Raw genomic sequence first — 9,554 nt, 5'->3', positions numbered from 1 at the left:
TCCTCCCGCCGTCACCCCTCCGCCCCGCTCTCCTTCCAAGGCCGGACGCGCATGCCCCTTGTCCTCGTCATGCTCTATCTCCTCGCCTGTCTGGTGTGCGCCGTCATGGGCCGCAACACCACGATCGGCTTCATCGGCCATTTCCTTCTGGCCCTCTTCCTGACTCCGCCGGTGAACTTCGTGATCCAGGCGGTGGGCCGCCCCAGCGCGCGGGAACGTGAGAAGATGCTGACGACGAGACCGCGATGACCACGCTTGACCAGTCGGCCGAGGGGAGCGTCGCCCGCGCCCCGTTGCCGCAGCGCGCCGGCCTTTGGCTGAAGCGGCGCAGCGTGTCGATCTACGCGCTGACGCTGACCCTGATCCTCGGTTTCCTCGCCATCGCCCCCGCCGTCTTCGTCGAGGTGCCCTCCGGCCATGTGGGGGTGCTGTGGCTGCGCTTCTTCGGCGGCACGGTCACCGATCGGGTCTACAGCGAGGGCACCCACCTGATCTTCCCGTGGGACCGGGTGACGATGTACGACGTGCGCCTGCGCACCGACACCCGCACCTACGAGGCGGTGGCGGCCAACGGCATGTCGATGACGGTGACCGTGGCTCTGCGCTACCGCGTCAACCCGCCCGCCGCCGGCCTGCTTCACAAGCTGGCCGGGGACGATTACGCAGAAAAGCTGGTGCATCCGGAGATCGCCAGCCTCGTCTACGAATTCGTGTCAAAGCACAATCCGGAGAATTTCTACTCGATCAACCGGGCGGACATCCAAGGCTTCCTGCTGACCGAGGCGCGCCGCCAGTTCCCGGCGCCGCCGACCGATCTGCAGGCGCTGAAGCTGCCCCCCGGCGCGATCGCCGACGATTACGGCGCCTTGATGATCCGGGTGGAGGATGTGCTGGTGGCCGGGGTCAGCTTCCCGCCGCTGGTCCGCCAAGCCATCGACCGCAAGATCGAGCAGCAGCAGATCATGGAGGAATACGACTTCCGCATCGCCCGCGAGGCCAAGGAGCGCGACCGCAAGCGGATCGAGGCGGAGGGCGTGCGCGATTTCCAGGACATCGTCGCCCGCAACATCACGCCGGAGTATCTGCGCCTGCGCGGCATCGAGGCGACGCGGGCCTTCGCCACCTCGTCGAACGCCAAGACCATCATCATCGGCGGACGGGACGGCCTGCCGGTCATCCTGAACACCGGCGACGACGCCAAGTCGGGAACGGGGGCAGCACCCGCCGCCACCCATGAAGCCGCTGCGAAGGAGCCGGACGGGCTGGCCGGCCGCCTGTCCAACCTGGACGAGCTGCTACCGGAGAACAGCGCGCCGGAAGCGCCGCCGGACACCGCCGGGCGTTGAGGCCCGGCGGGATCGCTCCGTCCAAAGGAAGCGGCTACTCGGCGGCCTCGGCGAGGGTCCGGGCGAAATCGCGCTGCATCTCGTCGAGCAGGCGGACCACCTCCGCCGACGCCCGCTTCATCTCGGCGGCGTGGCGTTCGGCCTCCATGCGGTTGCCCGCCTGAAGGGCGAGCAGCGTCTCGCGGCCCGACTCATGGACGGTGCGGTGCGGCGTGGCCATGCCCTTGTAGGTGGGCAGGCGCATCGTCCGGGGATCGTTCACGCTGTCGTACCAGCGGCCGAGGCGACAGGAGTGATGGGTGGACAGGTCCGCCGGCAGAAGCGTGCGCTGGCCGCCCACCGCCTCCATGATCTTGTCCACGAAGGCGAGATGGTCCTGCTTGGCCAGCCGGACCAGTTCGCCCACCCCGTCGCGGCTCATGCGGTCCACCTCCTCGCGGCCGATCTTCCGCTCGTCGAAGCGGATGTGCAGCCGGTTGTCGTGCCGCGCCACCACCGAGCCGCGCAGCGACAGTTTGTAGCCGGGAAGCGACACGGTGACCTGACCGCCTGTGGGCGCCGCCCCCTTCGTCTCGGCGTAGCAGCCGCATTCGGAGATGTCGCGGACCAGCGCCGGCGTCTGGTCCACGCTGCCGTCGAGCAGAACCGGACGGCGGCGCGTGTGGCGACGGTTCGCCAGATCGGAGGAGGTGCGGATGGCCCGCGCCAGCAGCGACGGCAGGGTGTCCAGCGCCTCCTGCATGCGGTTGGCGCTCTCGCCGACGGTGTAGGCCACGGTGGTGGCGCGCTGCGTCTCGCCGCCGACCTCGGTCATCCGGCTGGCGATGCCGCGGAAAATGCCGGCGACCTCACCGATGTTGCGGGCGATCTCGCGCGAAGCGGAGGACTGCTCCTCCACCGCCGCGGCGATCGAGGAATTGATCTCCTGCATGGTGGTGATGGTGGTGGCCACCCCGTCCATGCCGGTGATGGCCTGCTCGGTCACCGCCTGGATGGCGCCGACTTTGGCGGCGATATCGTCAGCCGCCTTGGCCGACTGCCCGGCGAGGTTCTTCACCTCCGTGGCGACCACGGCGAAGCCCTTGCCCGCCTCGCCGGCGCGCGCCGCCTCGATGGTGGCGTTCAGCGCCAGCAGGTTGGTCTGCCCGGCGATGGCGCGGATGATGTTCAGGATGCCGCCGATCTCCTGCGCCGCGGTGCTGAGCTGCGCCATGATCTGGCGGGCCTCGCCGCTCTTCTCGACCGCTTCCCCGGCGATGCGGGACGCGTCGCCGACCTGCACCGAGATCTCGCCGACCGCGGCCTGGAGCTGCTCCGCCCCGGCGGCGACGGTCTGGGCGGCGTCGAGCGCCTCCGCCGTGTCGGCGGACGTGCCGGCGATGCTGTCCTTCACGGACGCGCAGACGCTGTCCAGGTCGCCGACCGTGCGGCGCAGGTCCGCGGTGTAGCTGGCGACGCTGTCCACCACGTCGTTGGCCTCGTGGTCGATGGAATCGACCATCGCGTCCACCGCCTGGAGCCGCTCGTCGATCAGCCGGTCCCAATAGACGGACAGGGCGGCGTCCAGGTCCATCAGCACCGCCGACACCACGGCGCGCTGCATGGTCACGATCGAGGCCAGCCGGCCGCCGGTCAGCAGCGTCCCGCCCATGCTCTGCGCCAGGGCGGCCATGATCTCGCCCAGGATGAAGGCATAGCCGCCGACATACCAGCTCGGGCTCAGCCCGATGCGGTGGTGGGCGATGCCGACCGCGCGAACGGACTCCTTATAACTGTCGTCGAAGCGGCCTTCGAACAGGCGGGTCCAGTGGGCGATCTGGGCGCGCTTGGCCCCTTCGACCTGCGCCGGGCTGGTGAACAGGGCGGCCAACTCGGGTTGCGACAACGTGCGGGCGTAGAAGCGGTCCAAAATCCCCGGAAGGGCTCTGGCGATGATCGGCAACGCCTGCTGCAGGCTGCCGACCGCCTCCGGTCCCAGATCGAAATAGGCAGTCTTGGTGACGTCCAGGGCGCGCAGGGAATCCGGCATGGCGAATGTTTGTATTCTGTAATGAAGGGGCACCATTCGATAACATTTCCGCCAGACCTAAGGTACCTCTAAAAGGAATTCCCATGCGGCATGCTGTCCCACTTCATGATTAACAGATGGTTTAATTCGTGCACAGCCAAAAGAGCGTGCAGTGAATAAGCCTGATAATACAATCACTTTCCCCAAAATGGACGACTGGCACCGCAACGACACCTTCACAATGCAAGGTTTCGGTGCGTCCCGAGGTTGATAAAACTATTTGTTACAAATGCACGGCAAAGTTACCAATGCGCCGCCGCCCCGGTGTTTCCGGGACGACCTGGAGATTTTTCAAGGAGTTGTCGGCCGATGAATCCCCTCCGCACGCTGAGCCTTGCGACGAAGCTGACCATTCTGTGCACGCTCGGCCTGATTGCCCTGTCGGGCGCCCTGACCTACGCGACGATCGTCAAGGTCACCGCCAGCATCAGCAAGGACGCGGCGGAGCGGAGGGAGCAGGCCATCACCAACTTCCGGATGCTGCTCGACCAGAAAGGGTCAGAGTATCGGCTCCAGGACGGCGCGCTCTACATCGACGATGTCAAGCTGGACGGCGCGAACGACATCGTCGACACCGTCCGCAGCGTGACCGGCGGCGTGGCCACCATCTTCCGCGGCGACACCCGCGTGGCGACCAACATCCACAACCCGGACGGCAGCCGGGCCGTCGGGACGAAGCTGGCCCGCGGGCCGGTCTACAGCGCCGTCATCGACGGCAAGGAGCCATTCCGCGGCGAGGCCGACATCCTGGGCGAGGCCTATTTCACCGCCTACGACCCGATCATCGACCGGAACGGCGAGGTCATCGGCGTCCTGTTCGTTGGCCTTAAGAAGAGCGTCGCCTTGGGCGTGCTGGAGGAGGTGGTCCCCAACATCATCCAGGTGGCGGCCGTCATCACCGTCGGCATGGCCCTGGTGATGCTTCTGGTGGTCCGGCGCCAGTTCCGCACGCTGGACCAGATCCGCGGCACCATGTTCCAGCTCGCCGACGAGCATTACGACGTGACGGTGCCCGGCCTGGACCGCCAGGACGAGATCGGCGCCATGGCCAAGACCGTCGAAATCTTCCGCCAGAAGGGCATCGACAACCAGCGCCTGCGCGAGGCGCAGGAGCGCGAGCGCCGCGAGGCCGAGGCCGCCAAGATCGCCGCCCTGGAATCCATGGCCCGCACGGTGGAGCAGGAAACCCGCACCGCCGTGGACCGCGTCGCCGAACGGTCCGTCTCGATGGACAGCAACGCCCAGGCGATGGCCAGCTCGGCCGAAACCGTCTCCGCCAACTCGCAGAGCGTGGCGGCCGCGGCGGAACAGGCTCTGGGCAACGCCCAGGCCGTGGCGGCGGCCACCGACCAGCTCACCGCCTCCATCGCCGAGATCACCGGCCAGGTCACCTTCGCCAGCCAGATTTCCCGCCGCGCGGTGGAAAGCGGCCGCAGGACCGAAAACGTGGTGCTCTCCCTGTCCGAGGCCATCGGCCACATCGGAGAGGTCGCCACCTTCATCCAGGATATCGCCAGCCAGACCAACCTGCTGGCGCTGAACGCCACCATCGAGGCGGCGCGCGCGGGCGAGGCCGGCAAGGGCTTCGCGGTGGTGGCCCAGGAGGTGAAGAACCTCGCCACCCAGACCTCCAAGTCTGCGGAGGAGATTTCCCGCCAGATCACCGACCTGCAGAGCATGACCGCCGGGGCCGTCGACGCGGTGCAGGACATCGGGCGGACCATCACCGAGATCGACGGGGTCGCCAGCAGCATCGCCAGCGCCATGGACGAGCAGGGTGCCGCGACCAGCGAGATTTCGCGCAACGTCGGCCAGACCGCCGCCGCGGCGCAGGAGGTGTCGTCCCGCATCGCCCACGTGTCGGAGGAAGCGGCGGTGACCGGCAGCCGCGCCGACGAGGTCCGCCGGGTGGCGTCCGACGTGGCGGGAAGCATCGACCATCTCCGCGAGATGCTGGTCCGCGCCGTGCGCACCGCCACGCCGGAGGTGGACCGCCGCCGCGCCCCGCGGTTCGAGGTCAACCTGCCCTGCACCATCGCCGGGGCGGTGGGGTCGCTGTCGGGACACCTCACCAACCTGTCGGAAGGCGGCGCCACGATCCGCGGCCTGGACCGGACGCAGCTGGGCAGCCGCGGCGTGCTGACCATTCCCGGCTGCTCCGCCTCCATCCCCTTCGCGGTGCTGGGAGGCAAGGAGCAGGATCTGCATGTCCGGTTCGAACTGACGCCGGACGTCGCCGACCGTTTCGCCGCGGAGGTCCAACGCCTCACCGCCGGCCTGCGCCCGCTTCCGGCGGTCGCCTGAAGCCCGCGGGGCCGGCGTGACCGGAGGGGCAACCCCGCCCCTTCCGGCCACGCCATGCGCGGGCCGTCAGATGCGTCAGCTGTTCTTCTTCAGGAAGGCGATCAGGTCCTTGCGGGCCTGCTCGTTCTTCACGCCGGCGAAAGCCATCTTGTTGCCGGGGACGGCGCCCTTCGGATCGGTCAGGTACTTGTCGAGATTGGCCTCGTCCCAGGTGAGGCCGGCGCCCTTCATCGCATCAGAATACTTGAAGCTTTCGATGGAGCCCGACGGGCGACCAACGACGCCGTGCAGGTTCGGGCCGACGCGGTTGGGGCCACCGGCCTCGATGGTGTGGCAGGCCTTGCACTGGTTGAACACCTTCTCGCCCGCATCGGCGTCCTGCGCCGAGGCGATTCCGGGAAGGGCGGCGAACAGGCCGAAGGCCAGAACGGCAACACTACGCTTCATTGCGCTATCCTCGATTTCCAATGCCCAAAAGACAGGCAGGGCCACCCAAAGCCCGCAGGACGTCCTGCGTTCTTCGCTTCACCACGATCAATGGTCGCCGCATGGCGCCGTGCGGCGTCCGCCGCTCCGTTGCTTGGCCTCGATCATGACAAGCGGCTTGGGAAACCAGCCGCCACCTCGGCCGGCGTTTTAATCCCGCAATGCTGGCATGCACAATGCCGGGAGTGGGCGGAGGGGACGCCCTGCGACAAAATGCCCGACTCTTTGCGAAAATTTTTCGGGATTAAAATTCATAGTCACTTCAACCGGCAATGGACCAGCGTCGTTCCGGTGGTGTTGGCCTTCTCGATGTCGGTGTCGCGCAGGTCGGCGCCCGACAGATTGCAATTGGTCAGGTCCGCCCCGGTCAGCCGCGCCCCCCGCAGGTCGGCACCGCGGATGTCGCTGTCGGCCAGTTGGGCATTGCGCAGATTGGTCGGCCACAGGCGTCCGGTGGATTGGCCGTCCGCCGCCAAAAGCTCGATGGCGCGCATCACGGCGTTGCGCATCATGGCGCGGGTCAGGTCGCAACCTTCGAAGCTGGCCCCGGACAGTTCCGAATTCTCGAAACAGGTTTCACACATGCGGCAGCCGGGAAACTGGGCGATCTGCAGCTTGCTGTCGCGAAAACTCGCCCGCGTGAAATCGCAGTTGCGGAAGATCGCCCCGCTCAGGTCGCAGCCGTCGAAGTCGGTTCCGACGAAGGCCCCATCCGACACGTCGAACCGCTTGCCCTGCTTGCCGTTGCTGTTGATCCAGCGGACATGCCCCTCCAGCCCCTCCCGGATTTCCGGCGGGAAATCCGACTGGTTGCGGTGGTAGATGGCGCCCATCATCCGCGCCTCCGCCCAGTCGGCGGTGGCCATGGCGACGTTGCGCAACTCGGCGTCGCGCAGGTCGGCGCCCTGGAAGGTGGCCCCGGCGACGGAGGCGTTGTTCAGGATGGCGCCCTTCAGCTTCGCCATGCTGAAATCGGCGCCGCGCAGGTCGGCACCGCTGAGATTTGCGCCGAACAGGGCGGCGTTGCTGAAGTCGGCTCCCTCCAGGCTGGCGCGGGTCAGGTTGGCGCCGGTCAGGTCGGCGTCGGTGAAGTTCGCGTTGACCAGGACGGCGTCCCGCAGCGCCGCCTTCTGCCGGGCCTTGCGCCGGTCCTTCCACAGCACGAGTTGGCCGGGGCGAAGGTCCGCCCGCTCGAACAGCGTGTTGCGCAGGCAGGCCTTGGTGAAGTTCGCCCCGCGCATGTCGGCCCCGACCAGCGAGGCTTCCCGCAGGTCGGCGGAGACAAAGCTGGCGCCGAACAGATCCGCCCCATCGAAATTGCAACGCCGGAGAACGCTGCGCCGGAAGTTCGCGCCGGTCAGGATGGCGTCCGACAGAACCAGCCCCGACAGGTCGAAGCCGGTCAGGTCCGCCGCCTTCAACTGAAGACGCAGGCCGTTCGGGCGAGCCGCCAGATAGAGCCGGTGGGCTCTGATGGCCTGCGCCAGATCCTCCAGGCTCAGGTCCGCTCCATCGCCCGGCCCGCTTGTCGGGGCAACATTCATCCAGGTTCCCCGCAACCCTATCGCCGACTCCACGCCCGCCCCGTGGAGATTGGCAAACTTACGCGAGAAATTACTTGAAAAATTGTTAATAACGTTGCATATCGCCGCACGAAACCCGCGTGTTCGTCCCGCAAATTCCAGTCGACGCGAAGCAAAGACGACACGGCAGCGCGCGGTTCGCACTATTCCATATCGAGACTAAGGAATAGACGCGCCCTCTTTTGGAGTGCGCTCACTCCAATGGGCATAACCTGTTGGAGGTATTTGACCTTTTCTCCCTTAATTGCCTCACCCCTCCGTGCTACTCGTCCTGGTCAGCCTCGCCGGCATCCGACGCCTCCGCTCGGGTTTCGGCGGCGGGCGGGATGCGCACCTCATCGACGCCGTCCCGGCACCGCAGCCGGCAAAACGACAAGAGGGAAAAGGGATGACCAACCCGATCAACAGGTCTCCACAGGCTCGGACGGATGGGACATTGACCGCCGATGCCGCTCCCATCCGTGTTCTGGTCGTCGAGGACGAGACGATCGTCGCCATGTACCTGACCGACATGTTGGAGGAATTGTCCTACGAGGTCTGCGGCGTCGCGGCCAACGCCGCCGACGCGCTGAAGATCGCCGAGCGGGAGCGCCCCGCCCTGGCGCTGGTGGACATCGGCCTCGCCGGCCCCCAGGACGGCATCGAGACGGCGCAGGCGCTGCGCGAGCGCTTCTCCGTCGGCAGCATCTTCATGTCCGGGGCCAGCGACCCCGTCCTGCTGGAACGCGCCCGCGCCGCCGACCATCACGGCTTCATCCAGAAGCCCTACGACGAGCGCCAGTTGAAGGCTCTGCTCAACAACGCCGCTCCCCGGTATTAGCGCATCCCGCCTTCCGCATGCTGTCCCGTGGCTGCGCCGCTCCGGCGCGCGGCCATTCCGGCGTTCAGCCGGGCGTACCGTCGATCGTGCGCAAGGGGACATCCGAGACACAGGCCTGGACTTCTTAGGAACCTTCTCGTCATGACGATGACGGACGCTCACGACCGGCTTTCCCCCCAGCTTCTCCTCCGCGCGCTGCGCCAGTTCCGCAAGGGCGACTTCTCCGTGCGCCTGCCGCTGGACCTGGACGGGCTGGACGGCGAGATCGCCGCCGCCTTCAACGACGTGGTTGAGATGAACGAAACCCTGGTGGAGGAGGTCGGCCGGGTCAGCGCCGCCATCGGAGAAGAGGGGCGGATCGGACAGCGCGTTCGCCTGCCCACGGCCTCCGGGGGCTGGGGCGCCTGCGTGGACTGCGTCAACGCCATGGCCGCCGACCTGACCCGGCCGACCCAGGAGATGGCCCGCGTCATCGGCGCGGTCGCCAAGGGCGACCTGTCGCAGTCGATGCCGCTGGAGGTCGACGGGCGTCCCCTTCAGGGCGAGTTCCTGCTCACCGCACGCACGGTCAATCGGATGGTCGAGCAGCTCGTCACCGTGACGGCGGAACTGACGCGGGTGGCGCGCGAGGTCGGCATCGAGGGCAAACTGGGCGAGCAGGCCCAGGTAAAGGACGTCGCCGGCACCTGGAAGGACCTCACCGACAACGTCAACCTGATGGCCGCCAATCTGACGGCCCAGGTCCGCAACATCGCCGACGTCACCACGGCGGTGGCGAAGGGCGACCTGTCGCGCAAGATCACCGTGGACGTGAAGGGCGAGATCCGTGAGCTGAAGGACACCATCAACACGATGGTCGACCAGCTCAACAGCTTCGCCTCGGAAGTCACCCGCGTGGCCCGCGAGGTCGGCACCGAGGGCAAGCTGGGCGGGCAGGCGCCGGGGAA

General features: G+C 67.3%; 8 protein-coding genes. 5 read left to right on the top strand and 3 right to left on the bottom strand.

The features are described from left to right. The coding region (locus GBZ26_RS22635; RefSeq protein ID WP_247884873.1) for a hypothetical protein at positions 1-249 on the top strand (249 nt) is incomplete at its 5' end. Continuing rightward, positions 246-1,346 (top strand): prohibitin family protein, encoded by a 1,101-nt coding sequence (locus GBZ26_RS22630; protein WP_174440790.1) that lies wholly within the window; start codon positions 246-248, stop codon positions 1,344-1,346. The genes GBZ26_RS22635 and GBZ26_RS22630, both read left to right, overlap by 4 nt. 34 nt (positions 1,347-1,380) lie before the next feature. Here the strand turns inward: GBZ26_RS22630 and GBZ26_RS22625 are convergent, their stop codons facing one another. Beyond that, entirely contained in the window at positions 1,381-3,375 is a 1,995-nt protein-coding gene (locus tag GBZ26_RS22625) for a methyl-accepting chemotaxis protein (protein ID WP_174440789.1), read from the bottom strand. Between the two features lie 348 nt (positions 3,376-3,723). On the opposite strand from GBZ26_RS22625, the gene GBZ26_RS22620 reads away from it, so the two are divergent. Continuing rightward, positions 3,724-5,718, top strand: a complete 1,995-nt coding sequence (locus GBZ26_RS22620; protein ID WP_174440788.1) for a methyl-accepting chemotaxis protein — start codon at positions 3,724-3,726, stop codon at positions 5,716-5,718. 75 nt (positions 5,719-5,793) lie between these two features. Here GBZ26_RS22620 and GBZ26_RS22615 read toward each other — a convergent pair whose 3' ends face one another. Together GBZ26_RS22615 and GBZ26_RS22610 are read right to left on the bottom strand one after the other, a co-directional pair. Beyond that, entirely contained in the window at positions 5,794-6,165 is a 372-nt protein-coding gene (locus GBZ26_RS22615) for a c-type cytochrome (protein ID WP_174440787.1), read from the bottom strand. Between the two features lie 296 nt (positions 6,166-6,461). Further along, a complete protein-coding gene (locus GBZ26_RS22610) occupies positions 6,462-7,748 on the bottom strand; it encodes a pentapeptide repeat-containing protein (protein ID WP_174440786.1) in 1,287 nt (428 codons plus the stop codon). A gap of 475 nt (positions 7,749-8,223) precedes the next feature. Between GBZ26_RS22610 and GBZ26_RS22605 the strand changes: the two genes are divergently transcribed. Together GBZ26_RS22605 and GBZ26_RS22600 are read left to right on the top strand one after the other, a co-directional pair. Beyond that, positions 8,224-8,607 (top strand): response regulator, encoded by a 384-nt coding sequence (locus GBZ26_RS22605; RefSeq protein WP_174440785.1) that lies wholly within the window; start codon positions 8,224-8,226, stop codon positions 8,605-8,607. 141 nt (positions 8,608-8,748) lie between these two features. Further along, positions 8,749-9,554: HAMP domain-containing protein (locus tag GBZ26_RS22600; RefSeq protein WP_247884872.1), on the top strand; the 806-nt coding region annotated here is incomplete at its 3' end.

The sequence above is a fragment of the Azospirillum formosense genome (assembly GCF_013340925.1).
GTDB classification, from domain to species: Bacteria; Pseudomonadota; Alphaproteobacteria; order Azospirillales; family Azospirillaceae; genus Azospirillum; species Azospirillum formosense.
Note: the sequence above shows the minus strand (reverse complement) of the source record. Positions and strands in the feature narration are given on the sequence as shown.